Origin of the sequence: Sphingomonas sp. MS122 (genome assembly GCF_049532975.1) — a bacterium.
Taxonomy (GTDB): Bacteria; Pseudomonadota; Alphaproteobacteria; order Sphingomonadales; family Sphingomonadaceae; genus Sphingomonas.
The window spans coordinates 2232018-2250053 of sequence record NZ_CP186695.1 but is presented as its reverse complement, the minus strand read 5'-3'; the positions used below and the strand labels follow the sequence as shown (position 1 = coordinate 2250053).

Here is an 18036-nt window from a genome sequence, read left to right as displayed (position 1 = left end):
CCATCTGCCCGGAAACTTGCGGCATGCATTGCGCATGCCCTAGGATCGCACCGGGCGCCTTACGCGGGCGCACCGGCCAAGATTGAGAGGAATTTGCATGAAACGAGTCCTTCTTCCCCTCGCCGCCATGGCTGCGCTCGGCCTCGCCGCGTGCAGCGAGAACGCGCAGAACGAAGCCGCTCAGGCCGCCAACGCGATCGCCGCGGACGCCAATGCCACGATGGGCGAAGCGACCCAGGACGTCGAAGCCGCCACCGACAGCGCGCTCGGCGCCGCCGAGAATGCCGCCGACGGCCTCGGCAATGCGATCGGTGCCGGCGTCGAGAAGGCCGGCAACGCCGCCGACGCCGCGGGCGACGAACTCAAGAAGTGATATGTTCCGGGGCCGCCCGCCGCGGCGGCCCCCTCCCAGACAAGGTGCCGTGATGCGCGCGATCCTCCTGCTCCCGCTGGCGCTGCTCGCCGCATGCAACGCGGCCGACGACGCCACCGGCGTCAGCGCCGACGAGGCCGCGCAGCTCAACGCCGCCGCGGACATGCTCGACATCAACGCCAGCGATCCCGATATGTCCGCCAACGCGCCCCAGGCGAAGGAGTAAGGCGATGCGCCAGCTCGGCGTCACCGACATCAAGACCCCGCCGATGGTCCTGGGCGGCAACGTCTTTGGCTGGACCGCCGATCGCGAGACGAGCTTCGCGCTGCTCGACCGCTTCGCCGATGCCGGCGGCACGCTGGTCGACACCGCCGACATCTATTCCAACTGGGTGCCCGGCCATCGCGGCGGCGAGTCCGAGGCGGTGATCGGCGAATGGCTCAGGGCGTCGGGCAAGCGCATCGGCATCGCGACCAAGGTCGGCTTCGCGCCCGCTCGCGGCGGCCAGCTCGACCCGGCACATATCGCGACCGCCTGCGACGCCTCGCTCAAGCGGCTCGGGGTCGAGACGATCGACCTCTATTATGCGCATCAGGACGACGAGAAGGTGCCACAGGCGGACGTTCTCGCCGCCTTCGGCAAGCTGATCGACGCGGGCAAGGTGCGCCACATCGCCGCCTCCAACTTCGGTGCCGCGCGGCTCAAGTCGGCGCTCGACCTCGCCGCGCGCGACGGCCTCCCGCATTATCGCGCGCTCCAGCCCGAATATAATCTCGTCAGCCGCCATCGTTTCGAGGGCGAGCTGCAGGACCTGTGCGTCCAGCACAATCTCGGCGTGCTGCCCTATTACGGCCTCGCCTCGGGCTTCCTCACCGGCAAGTATCGCGGCAAGGCCGATCTCGGCAAAAGCGTGCGCGGCGGCCGCATGGCCGAGCTGCTCGAGGGCAAGGGCGGCCAGGTGCTCGCCGCGATGGACGCGGTCGCGGCCGAGACCGGCGCGACGCTCTCGCAGATCGCGCTCGCCTGGCTCGCCGCCCAGCCCGGCGTCACCGCGCCGATCGCCAGCGCCACCAGCCTCGCCCAGCTCGACGAGCTGATCGCCGGCTGGGACCTCCAGCTCTCGAAGGATCAACTCGACCGGCTGACCGCCGCGGGAGCGTGAAATGGATCACGTCGCCGACTATCGGGAGAAGGGATACGCGGTCGTCCGCGGCCTGTTCGCCCGCGACGAGATCGCCGCGATCGCCGCCGCCATCGACCAGATCTATCTCGAGGGCGAGGCGCATGGCCGCAGCTTCCGCCACGGCAACCTCTTCTACAAACTGACTCCCGACGCCGGTGGCCGGCAGCTGGTGCGCATGGTCCAGTGGCCCTCCTATCACCAGCCGGTGCTCAACGCGGTCCGCCTCGATCCCCGCTTCGCCGAGGTCCTCGCGCCCCTGATCGGCAGCGACCTCAAGCAGATCATCAACCAGGTGCACTGGAAGACGCCGGGCTCGCGCGGCGACTTCGCTTGGCACCAGGATTCGCGCTTCCGCAAGCCCGACGACGCCTATCGCAACCTCGGCGACAGCTACGTCCAGACCGGACTCGCGATCGACCCGCACACGCCCGAAAGCGGCGCGATGCGCTTCATTCCCGGCAGCCACCGCGCCGGCCAGCTCGGGCTCGACATCGAGACCGAGGTGCTCGGCACGGAGATGAGCGACGAAGCCCTGGTCGCCGCCGGAATCGACCCCGGCAACGTCGTCGACCTGATCCTCGAGCCCGGCGACCTCGCTTTGTGGCATCCGCACCTGGTCCACGGCTCGGGCCGCAACACCGCCGATCACCAGCGCCGCCTCTACATCAACGGCTATGTCCGCGCCGCCGATTGCGATCGCGGCGAATGGGCGTTCCGCGGCGGCGAACCGGTCCCGCTCGGCCCGGAACCCGCGCTCGTCCATTACGAGGCGCTGCGCGAACGCCCCGAACCGCATTATGTCTAGGCAAAACCGCGCGGGTTGATCGCAAGCCTGGAACAGCCGGCGCGCTACCCCGTTTTCCGCCGCATGCACGCAGCTGCTTCTCCACCCCGCTGGCCCGAACGCCTCTGGCTCGTCCGCCACGGCCAGAGTGCCGGCAACGTCGCGCGCGATTTGGCGCAAGAGCGTGGCGCACATCGGATCGGCCTCGACATGCGCGATGTCGATGTGCCCCTATCCGAACTCGGCGAACGCCAGGCCGATGCGCTCGGCCGCTGGTTCGCGCGCGGTGCGGCCGGCGCCCTGCCCGACGTCATCCTCTGCTCGCCCTATCTTCGTGCGCGGGAGACCGCGCGCCGCTTCCGCGATGCCGGCGGCGCCGATCCGGACGAAGCGATCTGCGCCGACGAACGGCTTCGCGAGAAGGAGTTCGGCATCCTCGACGGCCTGACCGTTGCCGGCATCCGCGCGACCGAGCCCGAACAGGCCGAGTTCCGCCGCCTGCTCGGCAAATTCTACCACCGCCCGCCCGGCGGCGAGAGCTGGTGCGACGTGATCTTCCGCCTGCGCGCGCTGCTCGACACCGTCTCGCTCCACTATCGCGGCCGCCGCGTGATGATCGTCGCGCATCAGGTGGTGGTGCTGTGCATGCGCTACATCGTCGAGAATCTGAGCGAGGCCGAGATCCTGGCGATCGACAAGGCCGGCGACGTCGCCAACTGCTCGGTCACCGAATATCGCTACGATTCTTCGGCCGGGAAGGACGGCGGCCTCACGCTGGTGCGCTACAACGAGACCGCGCCGGTCGAGGACGCGCCCGATGCCGAAGTCACCCGCGCGCCCGACGCGATCGTGGCGGCACGCGGATGACGCCGCTCGACTCGGCGTGGCTCGCCGCGCATCCGCTACCGCTGCCGGACCAGGATACCGACAAGAACGCGCGCGGCCGCGTGCTCGCGGTCGGCGGCTCCGAGAAAGTGCCGGGCGCGCTGCGCATCACCGGCGAGGCGGCGTTGCGCGCCGGCGCGGGCAAGCTCCAGTTGGCGACGCCCGAACGCGTCGCGCTGCAGCTGGGCCTGCACATGCCCGAAGCGGCGGTGTTCCCTTTGCCGGTCAACGAAACGGGCGAACTCGCCGCAAGCTGCGGCCAGCGGATCGCCGCGCTGCTCGACCGTTGCGACACGCTGGTGCTCGGTCCGGGCACGGGCGCCGATTGCCCGGCGGGCGATATCATGAGCGCGGCGCTCGCCGATCCGGCCGAGATTCTCACCATCGTGCTCGATGCCGCCGCCATCGCCGCGGCGGCGGATCTGCGCGACTTGATCCGCAACCATCGCGGCCGCGTCGTGTTCACCCCGCATCCCGGCGAGATGGCGCAGCTCATGGATTGCGACGAAGCGCAGGTAACCGACGATCCCGACGCGATCGCGCGCGCAGCCGCAGACCGCTTCGCCGCGACCATCGTCCTCAAGGGGCCGGAGACTTGCATCGCCAGTCCCGGCGAGGACATGCTGCTTTACCCCGGCGGCGGCCCCGGCCTCGCCACCGGCGGCTCGGGTGACGCGCTCGCGGGCATCATCGGGGGGCTGCTCGCGCGCGGCGCCAGTCCACGCATCGCCGCCGCCTGGGGCGTGTGGCTTCACGGCGAGGCCGGACGCCGCCTCGCCGAACGGATCGGCGCGATCGGCTTCCTCGGCCGGGAGTTGCCCGCCGAGATCCCCGCCCTGCTCGACGCCGCCCGCTGATCCCGTTGCCAGCGCTGCATCGCGCCCTAAGATGCGCCGATGCGCTTCCGTCAGCTCGAAGTCTTCCACGCCGTCTATCACCACGGCTCGATCAGCGCCGCGGCGCGCGCGCTGGGTGTCTCCCAGCCCTCGGTGTCGAAGACGCTCCACCATGCCGAGGACAATCTCGGCTTTCCGTTGTTCCAGCTCTCACGCGGCCGCTTGATCCCGACGGACGAGGCGCATGCGCTGATGCGCGAGGCGGGCGACCTGTTCGACCGGCTCGGCACGCTCCAGCAGACCGCGCGCAACCTCTCCCAGGCCGGCGGCGGTCATATCCGGCTCGGCATCGTCCCCAGCCTCGCGCTCGACATCGTGCCCCAGGCGATGGCGCAGTTCCGCCGCGAATCGCCGCGCGTCACCTTCGAAGTACATACTCACCACCATGACGACCTCGTCCGCTCGCTGATCGAGCGCGAGATCGACCTCGCCATCGCCTACACCCCGCCCCCGCATCCCCGCCTCACCCGCCAGGTGCTGGCCGAGGGCGAGCTGGTCGTGCTGTTTCCCGACGGCATGTTCGGCCCGCTCGGCCCCCGCTTTCCGCTCGACGCGCTCGCCGATCGCGACGTGATCGGCGTCGCCGCCGCCGGTCCGATCGGCGACGTGCTCACCCGCGCCGCCCGCGAGCGCGGCATCGCCTTTCGCGAGACGGTGTCGGTGCAGACCTTCTTCATCGCCGCGCGCCTCGCCCAGCTCGAGGGCGGCGTGACGGTGATCGACGAATTCACCGCGCGCGCCTCGGCGGCGCCCGGCATGAGCTGGCTGCCGACCGACCCGCCGCTGCGCTTCACCATTTCCTGGGCCACGCTGGAGGAACGCCAACCGTCGCGCGTCGCGCGGCAGTTCCTGCGCACGCTCGAAGCGACTCTTAACGAAACCCGCAGCCACGCATAACCTGCGGCTATAGAGCGCAGACGAAAACCATATTTTTCGACCTCCGCTCGACCGATAATTTCCCCTGAGTCCGGAAGGGAGCCGGACGGGGGAGACATCGACTGCGTACCGTATCCACGCCAGCCCTACGCGGGCCGCGCCGCTGATGCGCGAGGAGGAGATCATCGTCGTCGGTGCCGGCGTGGTCGGGATGGCGACGGCCCTCACCCTCGCCGATCGCGGGCATCGCGTGACCGTGGTGGATTCGGCACGCGGCCCCGGCCTCGGCGCGTCTTTCGCCAATGGCGCGCAGCTGAGCTACGCCTATACCGACGCGCTGGCCAGCCCGGCGACGCTGCCGCAGATCCCGCGCATGCTGCTCGGGCTCGATTCGGCGCTTCGCTTCCATCTGCGGCTCGACCCGGATTTCCTGCGCTGGAGCATCGCCTTCCTCCGCAACTGCAGCGCGGCGCGGTTCCGCCGCAACACGCTCGAGGGACTCGCGCTCGCCGCCGAATCGCGCCGCGCACTGGAGGCGCTGAGCGCGCGCCATGGCCTCGATTATGGCTATGCCGTCCCCGGCAAGATCCATATCTATCGCAACGCCCGGTCCTTCGCCGCCGCACAGGCCATGGTCGCGCTCAAGCAGGCCGGCGGTGCGGTCCAGACCCTGCTCGATCCCGATCAGGCGGTCGCGCTCGAACCGATGCTGGCCCCGGTGCGCGACGCGATCGTCGGCGCGCTCCACACCGCCGACGAAGCGGTCGGCGACCCGCACCGCTTCTGCACCGGCGCGCACGACGCCCTGCTCCGTGCCGGCGGCAGCTCGCTGTTCGGGACCGCGGTCGACCGGATCGAGGCGAACGGCGCCAGACCCGCGATCGTCACCGCCGAGGGCAGCCGCGTGCCCGCCGACCGCATCATCCTGTCGGCCGGAACCGCCGCGCCGCGGCTCGCGCGCAGGCTCGGCGCGCATCTGCCAGTCCAGCCGATGAAGGGCTATTCGATCACCACCCTGCCCGGCCCCGCCGCGCCCGCCGCCAGCGTCACCGACGTCGCCAATCGCGTGGTCTTCGCACGGCTCGGCAATCGCATGCGCATCGCCGGGCTTGCCGAACTCGGCAATCGCGACATAGGCGTGGAACCCAGGCGGTTGCGCGCGCTGGTCGACAGCGCCCGCGCCGCGCTGCCGGGGGCGGCCGACTATGAGAAGATCGAATCGAGCTGGGCCGGGCTGCGCCCGATGACTCCCGATTCACTGCCCATCACCCGCGGCATCGCGCCGGGGGTGATCGCCAATACCGGGCATGGCGGCCTCGGCTGGACCTATGCTGCAGGGTCGGCCGAGCGCGTCGCGCGGATCATCGAGGGGACAGCCTGACGGTGCGCCAGACACCGCAGACGGAACACATCAGGGAAGGGGTAACATCATGAAGCGAACAATCCGCATCGCCGGCCTGCTGGGCGGCATCTCGCTGCTCGCCACCGCCGGCGCCGCGCTGGCCCAAAATGCGCCGACGGCTGGCGCGCCGGTCGCCGATGCGCCGCAGACCGCCGCCGACATCGCCGCGCAGGAGGCCGAGCAGGGCGAGGAAGTCGTCGTCATCGGCTCGCAGATCAAGGGCGCCGACGTCGCCGGCGCGCTGCCCGTCACCGTCCTCAACGAGGACGACATCGCCGCCACCGCCGCGACCAGCGGCGACGAGCTGTTCCGCGCGATCCCGCAGGCCGGCGACGTCGCCTTCAACGAGAGCCGCGACGCCGGCGGCATCAACGACGCGCGCGGCGACACCGCCTCGATCAACCTGCGCGCGCTCGGCACCGGCAACACGCTGGTGCTGCTCAACGGCCGCCGCATGGTCCTCCACCCCGGCACGCAGAGCGAGAACCTCGTGCCGGTGCAGAGCGTCAACACCAACGCCATCCCCGTGCTCGGCATCCGCCGCGTCGAGGTGCTGCTCGACGGCGCCGCCGCGATCTATGGCTCGGACGCGGTCGCGGGCGTGATCAACACCGTGCTCAAGGACAATTTCAAGGGCCTGCGCGCGTCCGGCGAGGTGAGCTTCACCGAGGATTCGGGCCAGATCGAAACCGAATTCGCGTTCGAGGCCGGTCACAGCTTCAACGGCGGCAAGTCGAACATCTCGCTGTTCGGCTCGTATAACCACCGCGACCCGCTCTGGGCCCGCGAGCGCCGCAACTCGCGCTCGGCCGACATGCGGCCACTGGTCGCAGGCACGCCGTTCGAGACCGAGACGGACTTCGACAACACCGCGACGGATACGATCTGGAGCGAGTTCCTGCGGTTGACCACCTCTTATGCGCCCTCGACCACCAGCGCGTCGGTCAACGGTACGACCTTGGTCAGCAGCACCGGAACCGCGGCGGGGTATTTCCACATCCAGCCCACGGCGAATGGAAGCTGCGTCGTGGCGTCGCCCTATACCGGCACCTGCTGGGACAACGGTACGCTGTCGACCGCCTCGACCGACGCCAATCTGAAATATGACATCAATGATGTCCGCACCATCATGGGCCGGAACGACCGCATCAACCTGTTCGGCTTCTTCAACCACGAGTTCGACAGCGGGCTCGAATTCTTCGCCGAGGCGGGCTGGTATCGTGCCGACTATCAGTCGCAGCGCGAGCAGGATACGGCGCTCGCCAGCCAGCGGCTGATTGTCCCGGCCAACGGCTATTACAATCCCTTCGGGCCGGTCGGCAGTGCCTACCGCATCCCCGGCCTTACCGGCGTGCTCACCGCCGGCGTGCCGCTCGAGCTGATCGACTATCGCCCGGTCGACGCCGGCCCGCTGGTCGTGAACGTGCGCAACGACACGATGCGCTTCCTCGGCGGCTTCCGCGGCGAGCTGCTCGGCTTCGATTTCGACAGCGCCGCGCTCTACTCGCGCGCCCGTACCCGCGACAGCATGCACACGGTCAGCCTGACCAAGTTCCAGGAAGCGCTGAGCCGCACCGACGCCAGCGCCTACAACCCGTTCAACGGCGGCGATCCGCTCGACCCCAGCCGCTACGACAGCACGCCCAATCCGCAGAGCGTGATCGACAGCTTCATGGTCGACATCTACCGCATCAGCACGACCGAGCTGGCGATGGCCGATTTCAAGATCAGCAAGAACGACCTGTTCGATCTGCCCGGTGGTCGCGTCGGCATGGCGGCGGGCGTCGAATTCCGTCACGAGACCTTCTTCGACGATCGCGACCCGCGGCTCGATGGAACGATCGTGTTCACCGCGCTCGACGGCTCGTCGAACGGCAGTGACACGATCGGGGCCAGCCCGACGCCCGACAGCGGCGGTTCGCGCGACACCGTCTCCGGCTTCCTCGAATTCGCGGTGCCGCTGGTCGCGCCGGACATGGACGTTCCGCTGATCCACTCGCTCGACCTGCAGCTCGCCGGCCGTGTCGAGGCCTATCAGGGCTTCAGCACCGTCGCGAAGCCCAAGGTCGCGGCATCCTGGTATCCCTTCGCCAACCTCCAGCTGCGCGGCTCGTGGTCGCAGGGCTTCCGTGCGCCCAACCTGCCGCAATTGTTCGAGAACGGCATCCAGCGCTCGAACACGCGCACGGACTGGATTCGGTGCGAAGCCGACATTCGGACCGTTCCTCCCAGGATTACCAACTTCAACAACTGCACGACCGCGAACAGCGGCCGCAGCCAGGGCGTGGTCAGCAATCGTTCGGGCAGCCAGGACCTGGTGCCGGAGGAATCCGACAACCTCTCGCTCGGCGGGACCTTCCAGCTCAATATGGGCCGAGCGGGGCGCCTCACCTTCACCGCAGACTATTGGGAGGTCCGGCAGAAGAATGTGATCGGCCTGTTTGGCGATTCCAACGCGATCGTGCTCGACTATTTGTTGCGGGTACAGGGTTCGTCGAACCCGAACGTGCAGCGCGCCGCGCCGACCCAGGCGGATATCGACGCCTTCGCCGGCACAGGCCTCGCCCCGGTCGGCCGGATCATCCAGGTGATCGACAACTATACCAACCTGTCGCCGCGCACTGTGCGCGGCTATGATCTCGGCATCTACTATCAGGTCAAGGACACCGGCATCGGCGACTTCAGCGCGCGGTTGAACGCGGCACGGCTGCTCGAATTCTTTCAGGTCCCCGGGCCGGCGGCGCAAGCACTGATCGACGCCAAGGCTGCCGGGACGATCAATTCGTTCGTGACGATCGCGGGTGCAGAGAGCCTGATCGAGCAGAATGGCCGCCCAAAATGGCGCGCCTCGGCCAGCGTCACCTGGCGCTACAAGGGGTTCGGCCTCGGTTATTTCGGTAGCTATGTCGGTGCGGTGAACGACACCTCGGCACAGTTGCAGGATGGCACCGACTATCGCGTCGACGACTATCTGACCCACAGCCTCTATGCGCAATACGAGGTCGACGGCGGCCCGATGGACAATCTCCGCCTGCGTGTCGGCGCGCGCAACCTGTTCAACACGCTCGCCCCGATCGCCGACAATCCCAACGGCTATATCGGCGACCTCTACAGCAACCGCGGACGCCAGGTGTATTTCTCGGTAAGCAAGCGCTTCTGACCGCAACATGCCCGCCCCCGTGGCGCGGGGGCGGGCCTTTTCGGCGCGTCGCGCTTCGCGATCCGCCCGTGATGACCTAGGCTCGCGCCCGTCCCGCGCCCAGCCGCACCCAATTCAAGCCGGAGCTGCCCGATGACCGAGACGATCGCCCCCGAGCCGACCGAGCCCCCCGCCCGACCCCGCCCGCTCGCCCGCGCGCTCGGCTGGTGGTTCGGCGTGGCGTTGTGGAAACGCATCCTCGCCGCACTCGTACTCGGCGTGATCGCCGGGCTCGCCTGGGGCGAGGGCGCGACCAGCGTCGCCTGGATCGGCGAGCTGTTCGTCCGCCTGATCCGCATGCTCGTCGTGCCGCTCGTCTTCCTCACCATCGCCGCGGGCGTCGCCGCGCTCGCTGATCCCAAACGGCTCGGCAGCATCGGCGTGAAGACGCTCGCCATGTACGTCTTCACCACCGCGCTCGCGGTCACCACCGGCCTCACCGTCGCCACGCTCATCGCCCCCGGCCTCGGCGCGACCTTCGCCGACGCGGTGCCCAAGGCGATGGGCACGCCGCCCGACACCGCGCGCATGTTCATGGAGATCATCCCCGACAACCCGGTGGCCGCGATGGCGCAGGGCCAGACGCTGTCCGTGATCTTCTTCGCCATCCTCGTCGGCGCCGGCGTGATCGCCGCGGGCAAGGGCGCCGAGCCGGTGCGCCAGTTCCTCAACGGCGCGTCGGAGGTGATGCTCAAGATCGTCGGCTTCGTGATGGAGACCGCGCCGTTCGGCGTGTTCGCCCTCATCGCCGTGGTGATGGGGACCAGCGGTCCGTCGAGCTTCCTCGCGGTGCTCAAGCTCGCCATCTGCGTCGTCGTCGGCTCGGCGATCGTGACGCTGCTGATCCACGGCCTGATCGTCGTGCGGCTGATGGCCTGGCTCTCGCCCTTGCCCTTCTTCCGCGGCATCGCCGACGCGATCATGGTCGGCTTCTCGACCTCGTCGAGCTCCGCCACCCTCCCCGTCGCGATCCGCGTCGCCGAGCGCAATCTCGGCGTGTCCAAGCCAGTCGCCTCGACCGTACTCCCGCTCGGCGCGACGATCGGCATGGACGGCGCCGCGATGTACGTCGCGATGCTCACCTTGTTCTCCGCCCAGGCGTTCGGCGTACCCCTCGACTGGGCCGACTATCTGGTGATCGCCGCCACCACGACGATCGTCGCGATGGGTGTGGCGCCGGTCCCCTCGGGCTCGCTGTTCGTGCTCGCCGCGGTGCTCCACGCGATCGGCATCACCCCCGAGCAGACCGCGCTCGTCGTCGGCTTCATCCTGCCGTTCGACCGCATCCTCGACATGACCCGCACCGTCCCCAACGTCACCTCCGACCTCGCCATCGCCACCGCCGTCGCGCGCTGGGAGAAGGAGATGGACGTGGGCGTCTATTATTCCGCCAACGACGTGTGAGGCCTTTCCGAATGATCCTGCGCAAGCTCGTCTTCGCCGTCTCGGCGCTCGCCCTCGCGCTGCCGCTCCCCGCGGCAGCGCAGAGCCGCCACCTCCTCGAATACCCGTCGATCCATTCGCCCGTCGTCGGCACCCGCGGCATGATCGTCAGCCAGAACGCCATCGCCAGCGAGGTCGGCGCGCAGGTCCTGCGCGACGGCGGCAACGCGATCGACGCGGCGGTCGCGATCGGCTTCGCGCTCGCCGTCACCCTGCCCCGCGCCGGCAATATCGGCGGCGACGGCTTCATGACCGTCTATGACGCGAAATCGAAGCAGGTCCGCGTGATCGACTTCCGCGGCATCGCCCCGCGCGCCGCCACGCACGCCATGTTCGTCGACAACCAGGGCAAGGAACGCGACATCGCCTCCTACGGCTATCTCGCCCCCTCGGTCCCCGGCACCGTCGCGGGCCTCGAGCATGCCCACCGCAAATGGGGCAAGCTCCCCTGGGCCAGGGTGGTCGAGCCCGCCATCCGCCTCGCCCGCGACGGGGTCAGGCTCACCGCCGACGAAGCCTTCGTGTTCGGCTGGGGCCGCCAGCGCCTGTCCAACAGCGCCTCGGGCAAGGCCACCTTCTACAAGGCGGACGGCGGCCTCTACGCCAAGGACGAGGTGCTCAGGCAGCCCGAGCTCGCCTGGACGCTTGGCGAGATCGCCAAAGGCGGCGCCAAAGCCTTCTACACCGGCGAGATCGCGCGCCGGATCGAGGCGGACATGAAGGCGCATGGCGGCCTCATCACCCGCGCCGATCTCGCCGCGTACCAGCCGGTCGAGCGCGCGCCGCTGGTCGGCACCTATCGCGGCTATCAGGTCTATACCCCGCCTCCGGCCAGCGCGGGCGGCGCGACGCTGCTCAACATGCTCAACATGCTCGAGCATTACGACTTGAAGAGCATGGGCGCCGGCTCCGCCGCCTCGCTCCACCTGATCGCCGAAGTCTCGAAGCTCGCCTATGTCGATCGCTACCAGTCGCTCGGCGACCCCGCTTTCGTGACGGCGCCGGTCAGGGGCTTCATCGCCAAGGAATATGCCGCCGAGCGCGTCAAGCTGATCGACCCGGCCAAGGCGACGCCCGCCCGCACCCTCGCCCCCGGCGACCCGCTCAAGTTCGAAAGCCCTTCCACCACGCATTTTTCGGTCGCCGATGCGCAGGGCAACGCCGTCTCGGCCACCTACACGCTCGGCTCGGACTTCGGCTCGGGCGTGATGATCGCGGGCACCGGCATCCTGCTCAACAACCAGATGAACAATTTCAGCCACGAGCAGGCCTGGGAGGCACAGCGCAAGGGTACGCCCCCGCCGCTCAACGCCATGGCGCCGGGCAAGCGCATGCTCTCGACGATGATGCCGACCATGGTGTTCAAGGACGGCAAGCCCTGGCTGATCGTCGGCACGCCCGGCGGCAGCACGATCATCACCACGATGCTTCAACTCGTCGTCAACACGGTCGACTTCGGCCTGAACGTCGACGAGGCGACCCACCAGCCGCGCATCTACCAGGGCACCACCGCGAGCCTGCGCGTCGAGCCCAATTTCAACCCGGACACGGTTGCGGCGCTCAAGGCAAAGGGGCATCGGATCGAGATGGACGAAACCATGGGCAGCGCCCAGTCGATCATGATCACCAACAACCTGTTCCTCGGCGCGGCGGATCCGCGCCGCCCCGGCGCAAAGGCCATCGAACCATGAAGATGACGCTCAAATCCTTCGTCGCCGCGATCGCGCTCGCCGGGCTCGCCGCCTGCGCGCCGCGCACCGCGCCGCAAGCCGCCGCCCCGGCGCCCGTCGCGCCCGCGGCACCCGCAAGCGAACGCCAGGCCTTCGTCGCCGCGGCGCATCCGCTTGCGGTCGAGGCGGGTCTCGAAGTGCTGCGCCAAGGCGGCTCGGCGGTCGATGCCGCGGTCGCGGTGCAGGCGATGCTGAGCCTGGTCGAGCCGCAGAGCAGCGGCCTCGGCGGCGGTGCGTTCATGACCCGCTACGACGCGAAGACGCGCACCGTCACCGTCTATGACGGCCGCGAGACCGCGCCAGCCGGCGCAACGCCCGACATGCTGCTCGGCCCCGACGGCAAGCCCCTGCCCTTCCCCACCGCGGTCGTCTCGGGCCGTGCCACCGGCGTGCCGGGCGTCGTGCGCATGCTCGCGCTGGCGCACCGGCGCCACGGCTCGCTCGCGTGGAAGGATCTGTTCGGCGACGTCGTCCGCACCGCCGAAAACGGCTTTACCGTGAGCCCCCGCCTCGCGCGCATGATCGCCAGCCGCGCCCCACAGGCCCGCGGCGCCGACGCCGTCGCCTATTTCCGCAACGCGCAGGGCGAGCAGATCAAGGCGGGCGACACCCTCCGCAACCCCGCCTACGCCGCGTTCGTCCGCCGCCTCGCCGCGCAGGGGCCGGACGCGATGTACAGGGGCGAGACCGCCCGCCGCATCGTCGCCCGCCTCCATCAGGGCGAATATGCCAGCTCGATGACCGAGGCCGACATCGCCGGCTACAAGCCAGTGGTGCGCGAGGCGGTGTGCAACGGCTATCGCGTCTATATCCTCTGCGCCCCGCCCCCGCCCTCCTCGGGCGTCGGGCTGCTCGAGCTGATGGCGCTGATCGAGCGCACCGATATCGGCGCGCGCGGCCCCAACGATCCCGTAGCCTGGGTCAAGTACGCCGAGGCCAGCCGCGTCATGTATGCCGATCGCGACGCCTATGTCGGCGACGTGCCCACCGTGCCGGTCAAGGGCATGCTCGATCCCGCCTATGTCGCCAGCCGCGCCGCGCTGATCGGCGACCGCGCCGGCCCGGCGCCGCAGCCCGGCACGCCGCCGGGCGCGGTCGCCGCGCGCATCGACGCCACCCACGAGGTCGCCGGCACCTCGCACTTCATCGTCATCGACGGCGAGGGCAACGCCGTGTCGATGACCACCACGGTCGAGAGCCTATTCGGCAGCGGCCGGATGGTCGACGGCTTCTTCCTCAACAACCAGATGACCGACTTCTCCTTCGTCCCCGAGGGGCCGAACGCGATCGCGCCCGGCAAGCGCCCGCGCTCGTCGATGGTTCCGACGGTCATCCTCCATCCCGACCGCCGCCTCGCCGGCGCGATCGGTTCGCCCGGCGGCAACGCGATCCTCGCTTATGTATCGAAGGCGCTGCTCGGCATCGTCGAGTGGAACATGCCCGTCGCCGACGCGATCGCCCTCCCCAACCTCGTCGCGCGCGGCTCCAGCTTCAACGGCGAGGCGGGCAAGTTCGCGCCCCCGCTGCTCGCCGCGATGGCCGAGCGCGGCGTCACCGTCCGCTCGGGCTCGGGCGAGGATTCGGGCCTGCACGGCGTGATGATCCGCGGCGGCCGGTTCGACGGCGGCGCCGATCCGCGCCGCGACGGGGTCGCCCGTTCGATCACCTTGCCCGCGAGGAACTGAGATGCGCCACCTGCTCGCCGCCGCCATGATCGCCGCCGTGCCGGCAGCCGCTCAGCAGGCGGAGGTGAAGGTGGAAGAGGTCCAGTTCCTCAGCCGCGACGGCAAGACGCAGGTGAAGGGCTATCTCTTCAAGCCCGCCAGTGCCCCCGCCAGACTCCCTGCGGTCGTGATGCTCCACGGCCGCGGCGGCGCCTATTCCTCGCTCGCCAAGGGCAGGTACGACGCCTCCACCCTGTCCAGCCGGCACAAGGCCTGGGGCGAGCTGCTCGCGCGCAACGGCTATGCCGCGCTGATGGTCGATGATTTCGGCGCGGTCGGCTATCCTGCGGGGTTCGCCGCCGGCACCTACAAGGACCGGCCCGACGCCGTCGACGAGGTCGAGTTCCGCCCGCTCCACGCCTATGGCGCGCTTCGCTTCCTCCAGGCCCGCCCCGACCTGGTCGCCAACCGCATCGCGCTGCTCGGCTGGTCCAACGGCGCCAGCGCCACGCTCGCCGCGATGGCCGACGACAAGCCCGGCGACATGCGCAGGATCGGCTTCGCCGCCGGCGTCGCGCTCTACCCCGGCTGCGGCCTCAAGAAGCGCTTCGAGAAGGACGGCTACAGGCCCTACCACCCCGTCCGCATGTTCATGGGCAGTGCCGACGAGGAGGTCTCGCCCAAGCTCTGCCAGACGCTGGTCGAGCGCAGCAAGGCCGCGGGCAACGACATCGACCTGCGCATGTTCGAGGGCGCCACCCACGGCTACGACACGCCGACCCGGTCGCGCCAGTCGGTCGAGGCCAACGCCGCCGCCAAGGCCGCGACCGAAGCCGATGTGCTGGCATTCCTGGCGGCGAGGCTGAAGCCTTAAATCCTCCCCGGCACGGAGAGGAATTTACTACCCCGCCCCTTGCCTCGACTCCCCCCGATGCGCCAAAGCACCTCCCGATGACTGCCCGCATCGACATGGGACTCGACGGCGGCGGCAACCCGGTTGCCGTCGATCTGGAGGAGCTGCTCGCGACCCGTCTGCTCGTCCAGGGCAATTCGGGCTCGGGCAAGTCGCACCTGCTGCGCCGCCTGCTCGAGGGCAGCGCGGGCTATGTCCAGCAGGTCGTGATCGACCCCGAGGGCGATTTCGTCTCCCTCGCCGACGCCTTCGATCATATCGCGGTCGACGCTGCCGAATACAGCCTGACCGAGCTCGGCCGCCTCGCGCTGCGCGTCCGCGAGCATCGCGCCTCGGTCGTCCTCAACCTCGAGGGGCTCGAGATCGATGGCCAGATGCGCGCCGCCGCCGCCTTCCTCGCCGCCCTGTTCGACGCCCCGCGCGAGCATTGGTACCCGGTGCTCACCGTGGTCGACGAGGCCCAGCTCTTCGCCCCCGCCGCCGCCGGCGAGGTGTCGGAGGAAGCGCGCCGCACTTCGCTCGCCGCGATGACCAACCTCATGTGCCGCGGCCGCAAGCGCGGGCTCGCCGGGGTCATCGCCACCCAGCGCCTCGCCAAGCTCGCCAAGAACGTCGCGGCCGAGGCGTCGAACTTCCTGATGGGCCGCACCTTCCTCGACATCGACATGGCCCGCGCCGCCGACCTGCTCGGCATGGAGCGCCGTCAGGCCGACACGATCCGCGACCTCGCCCGCGGCGAGTTCCTCGCGCTCGGCCCGGCGATCACCCGCCGCCCGATCAGCGTCAGGATCGGCGAGGTCAAGACCGGCTCCAAGGCGGTGAGCCCCAAGCTGATGCCACTCCCCACCGCCGCGACGGAGGACATGCGCGACATGCTCTTCGCCCCGGGCGCGGAGGAAGAAGTACCACCCCCGCCGCCGCCCGCCCCGGTGCCGATGGCCGATCTCATGCGCAGCATCGCCACCCCCGCCCCCGCCCCGGTCCCCGACATGCCGGTGCTGGAGGAAGGCGAGCAGGCCGAGGTCCGCCGCGCGATCCTCGCCGAGATCGCCGGTGAAGGCGCGAACGGGGAAGCCCGCCAGCCGCTTCCCGCGATTTTCCAGGACTATACCGTGCGCTGCCGCATGCGCGGGGTCGAGCCCGGCATGGACCTGCCCGGCTTCCGCAGCGCCCTCGCGCTCGCCCGCGCCGGTATCGCCGATGCCGAGGGCTGGGACGAAGCGCTCACCCTCGCCGCGTCGCTGCCCGAGGAGATGCTCACGCCCTTCCTCGGCATCGCCCGCGCCGCCCGCGCCGGCGAGCCCTGCCCGTCGGATGCGCAGCTCGCCGCGCTCTACGGCACCAGCTCCCTGGGCCGCGCCAAGCGGATGATGGCGTTCATCGAGGAAAAGGGCCTGATCGTCGCCCGCACCGACTTGTCGGGCAAGCGCAGCGTCAGCCTGCCCCATCTCGGCTGGACCACCGCGCCGTCCTGGCCCGATCCCGCCAACCCGCAGCGGCCGGGCCGCACGGCGGTGCGCGCGGCCGAACGCGCGCGACTGCTCTAGCCGAACGCCTCCGCCGGCGTCAGTTCCAGGGGGTCAGAAGCATCACCCCGACGAGCACCAGCAGTCCGCACGCGCCGATCGCTTCGAGATAGGCGCACAGCCGACTCGGCTCGTACGGCTGCGCCGCCTCCGGCGACGGCTCGCGGAAAAAATCGGTCGCGGCGGTAATCAATGCGTTGCGCATGTCACTCTCCCCCAAGAGTGGCAACATGCTGCATCCAACGATCTGGCCTGTCGAGTCATAGTTTCGCGGGCCGCGCGGCGCCTGTGCCATTCGCGGGCGTCAGGCCCATTCCCCCGCCGCGCCAGCCCGCGCCGCGACCAGGAACTCGACATTTCCCTCCGGCCCGGTGATCGGGCTGCGCGTCACGCCGTCGACGCGCCATCCTGCGCCTTCCAGCCACGCCACCACCTCGCCGCACACCCGCTCGTGCACCGCCGGGTCGCGCACCACGCCGCCCTTGCCCACCTCGTCGCGGCCCGCCTCGAACTGCGGCTTGATCAGCGCCACCACCCACGCTCCCTCGCGCACGAAGGCGAAGGGCCGCTCGAGCACCTTGGCGAGCCCGATGAAGCTCGCATCGCACACCACGATATCGACCGGCTCGGGGATATGCTCGCGCGTCAGCACCCGCGCGCTGGTCTGCTCGTGCACCACCACCCGCGCGTCCTGGCGCAGCTTCCAGGCGAGCTGGTTGGTGCCGCTGTCCACCGCGTAGACCCGCACCGCGCCGCGCGTCAGCAGCACGTCGGTGAACCCGCCGGTCGAGGAGCCCACGTCGATCGCGACCATGCCGGCCGGGTCGATCCCGAAATGGTCGAGCGCATGCGCCAGCTTGACCCCGCCGCGCGACACCCAGGGGTGGTCGCGCCCCTTGACCTCCAGCGGCGCGTCGGCCGCGATCGGCTGGCCGGGCTTGTCCACGCGCTTGTCGCCGCTGAACACCAGCCCCGCCAGGATCAGCGCCTGCGCGCGCGTCCGGCTCTCCGCCAGCCCGCGTTCGACGAGCAACTGATCGGGGCGGGTCTTGGCCATGCCCGGCCTGTAGCTCCTTCGCCACCCCGGCGAAAGCTGGGGCCTCCACAATCGCCCCCGTTTGCGGCGAGAGACCCCGGCCTTCGCTGGGGTGACGGACAAGC

Annotated in this window: 16 protein-coding genes; 14 read left to right on the top strand and 2 right to left on the bottom strand. The window is 69.9% G+C overall.

All coding sequences use genetic code 11. The features are described from left to right. The first annotated feature begins 97 nt into the window (after positions 1–97). From ACO227_RS10765 to ACO227_RS10700, 14 genes are all read left to right on the top strand, one after another. Positions 98–373 (top strand): hypothetical protein, encoded by a 276-nt coding sequence (locus ACO227_RS10765; protein WP_423601848.1) that lies wholly within the window; start codon positions 98–100, stop codon positions 371–373. A gap of 52 nt (positions 374–425) precedes the next feature. After that, positions 426–599: a hypothetical protein gene (locus ACO227_RS10760; RefSeq protein ID WP_423601847.1), complete on the top strand. Its 174-nt coding sequence runs from the start codon at positions 426–428 to the stop codon at positions 597–599. A 4-nt stretch (positions 600–603) separates the two neighbouring features. Beyond that, a complete protein-coding gene (locus ACO227_RS10755) occupies positions 604–1536 on the top strand; it encodes an aldo/keto reductase (RefSeq protein ID WP_423601846.1) in 933 nt (310 codons plus the stop codon). Position 1537: 1 nt separating this feature from the next. After that, positions 1538–2362 carry a phytanoyl-CoA dioxygenase family protein gene (locus tag ACO227_RS10750; protein ID WP_423601845.1) on the top strand — a complete coding sequence of 275 codons (825 nt, stop codon included), beginning with the start codon at positions 1538–1540 and terminating at the stop codon, positions 2360–2362. 63 nt (positions 2363–2425) lie between these two features. Next, positions 2426–3208, top strand: coding sequence for a histidine phosphatase family protein (locus tag ACO227_RS10745; RefSeq protein WP_423601844.1), 783 nt, complete (start codon positions 2426–2428; stop codon positions 3206–3208). Continuing rightward, entirely contained in the window at positions 3205–4083 is an 879-nt protein-coding gene (locus ACO227_RS10740) for an NAD(P)H-hydrate dehydratase (protein ID WP_423601843.1), read from the top strand. The genes ACO227_RS10745 and ACO227_RS10740 overlap by 4 nt, the downstream gene beginning before the upstream one ends. A 39-nt stretch (positions 4084–4122) precedes the next feature. Next, positions 4123–5019, top strand: coding sequence for a LysR family transcriptional regulator (locus ACO227_RS10735; protein ID WP_423601842.1), 897 nt, complete (start codon positions 4123–4125; stop codon positions 5017–5019). Positions 5020–5164: 145 nt separating this feature from the next. After that, positions 5165–6379 (top strand): FAD-dependent oxidoreductase, encoded by a 1215-nt coding sequence (locus ACO227_RS10730; protein ID WP_423601841.1) that lies wholly within the window; start codon positions 5165–5167, stop codon positions 6377–6379. A gap of 49 nt (positions 6380–6428) precedes the next feature. After that, entirely contained in the window at positions 6429–9560 is a 3132-nt protein-coding gene (locus ACO227_RS10725; RefSeq protein WP_423601840.1) for a TonB-dependent receptor domain-containing protein, read from the top strand. A 132-nt stretch (positions 9561–9692) separates the two neighbouring features. Then, the gene (locus ACO227_RS10720) at positions 9693–11003 is read left to right on the top strand and encodes a dicarboxylate/amino acid:cation symporter (RefSeq protein ID WP_423601839.1); all 1311 of its coding nucleotides are present in this window, start codon (positions 9693–9695) and stop codon (positions 11001–11003) included. Positions 11004–11014: 11 nt separating this feature from the next. Next, entirely contained in the window at positions 11015–12733 is a 1719-nt protein-coding gene (gene ggt, locus ACO227_RS10715; RefSeq protein ID WP_423601838.1) for a gamma-glutamyltransferase, read from the top strand. After that, positions 12730–14457: a gamma-glutamyltransferase family protein gene (locus ACO227_RS10710; RefSeq protein WP_423601837.1), complete on the top strand. Its 1728-nt coding sequence runs from the start codon at positions 12730–12732 to the stop codon at positions 14455–14457. The genes ggt and ACO227_RS10710 overlap by 4 nt, the downstream gene beginning before the upstream one ends. A gap of 1 nt (position 14458) precedes the next feature. Further along, complete coding sequence (locus tag ACO227_RS10705) at positions 14459–15310, top strand: dienelactone hydrolase family protein (protein ID WP_423601836.1); 852 nt, start codon at positions 14459–14461, stop codon at positions 15308–15310. Positions 15311–15387: 77 nt separating this feature from the next. Further along, positions 15388–16896, top strand: a complete 1509-nt coding sequence (locus ACO227_RS10700) for a helicase HerA domain-containing protein (RefSeq protein WP_423601835.1) — start codon at positions 15388–15390, stop codon at positions 16894–16896. Between the two features lie 19 nt (positions 16897–16915). On the opposite strand, the gene ACO227_RS10695 is transcribed toward ACO227_RS10700, so the two are convergent. Beyond that, the gene (locus tag ACO227_RS10695; protein WP_423601834.1) at positions 16916–17080 is read right to left on the bottom strand and encodes a hypothetical protein; all 165 of its coding nucleotides are present in this window, start codon (positions 17078–17080) and stop codon (positions 16916–16918) included. Between the two features lie 99 nt (positions 17081–17179). Beyond that, positions 17180–17932: a TlyA family RNA methyltransferase gene (locus ACO227_RS10690; protein WP_423601833.1), complete on the bottom strand. Its 753-nt coding sequence runs from the start codon at positions 17930–17932 to the stop codon at positions 17180–17182. Positions 17933–18036: the final 104 nt, after the last annotated feature.

Excerpts from the sequence above, each read along its gene's own strand:
- ACO227_RS10765 (WP_423601848.1), top strand. The coding sequence starts at position 98 with ATGAAACGAGTCCTTCTTCCCCTCGCCGCCATGGCTGCGCTCGGCCTC.
- ACO227_RS10760 (WP_423601847.1), top strand. The coding sequence starts at position 426 with ATGCGCGCGATCCTCCTGCTCCCGCTGGCGCTGCTCGCCGCATGCAAC.
- ACO227_RS10755 (WP_423601846.1), top strand. The coding sequence starts at position 604 with ATGCGCCAGCTCGGCGTCACCGACATCAAGACCCCGCCGATGGTCCTG.
- ACO227_RS10750 (WP_423601845.1), top strand. The coding sequence starts at position 1,538 with ATGGATCACGTCGCCGACTATCGGGAGAAGGGATACGCGGTCGTCCGC.
- ACO227_RS10745 (WP_423601844.1), top strand. The coding sequence starts at position 2,426 with ATGCACGCAGCTGCTTCTCCACCCCGCTGGCCCGAACGCCTCTGGCTC.
- ACO227_RS10740 (WP_423601843.1), top strand. The coding sequence starts at position 3,205 with ATGACGCCGCTCGACTCGGCGTGGCTCGCCGCGCATCCGCTACCGCTG.
- ACO227_RS10735 (WP_423601842.1), top strand. The coding sequence starts at position 4,123 with ATGCGCTTCCGTCAGCTCGAAGTCTTCCACGCCGTCTATCACCACGGC.
- ACO227_RS10730 (WP_423601841.1), top strand. The coding sequence starts at position 5,165 with ATGCGCGAGGAGGAGATCATCGTCGTCGGTGCCGGCGTGGTCGGGATG.
- ACO227_RS10725 (WP_423601840.1), top strand. The coding sequence starts at position 6,429 with ATGAAGCGAACAATCCGCATCGCCGGCCTGCTGGGCGGCATCTCGCTG.
- ACO227_RS10720 (WP_423601839.1), top strand. The coding sequence starts at position 9,693 with ATGACCGAGACGATCGCCCCCGAGCCGACCGAGCCCCCCGCCCGACCC.
- ggt (WP_423601838.1), top strand. The coding sequence starts at position 11,015 with ATGATCCTGCGCAAGCTCGTCTTCGCCGTCTCGGCGCTCGCCCTCGCG.
- ACO227_RS10710 (WP_423601837.1), top strand. The coding sequence starts at position 12,730 with ATGAAGATGACGCTCAAATCCTTCGTCGCCGCGATCGCGCTCGCCGGG.
- ACO227_RS10705 (WP_423601836.1), top strand. The coding sequence starts at position 14,459 with ATGCGCCACCTGCTCGCCGCCGCCATGATCGCCGCCGTGCCGGCAGCC.
- ACO227_RS10700 (WP_423601835.1), top strand. The coding sequence starts at position 15,388 with ATGACTGCCCGCATCGACATGGGACTCGACGGCGGCGGCAACCCGGTT.
- ACO227_RS10695 (WP_423601834.1), bottom strand. The coding sequence starts at position 17,080 with ATGCGCAACGCATTGATTACCGCCGCGACCGATTTTTTCCGCGAGCCG.
- ACO227_RS10690 (WP_423601833.1), bottom strand. The coding sequence starts at position 17,932 with ATGGCCAAGACCCGCCCCGATCAGTTGCTCGTCGAACGCGGGCTGGCG.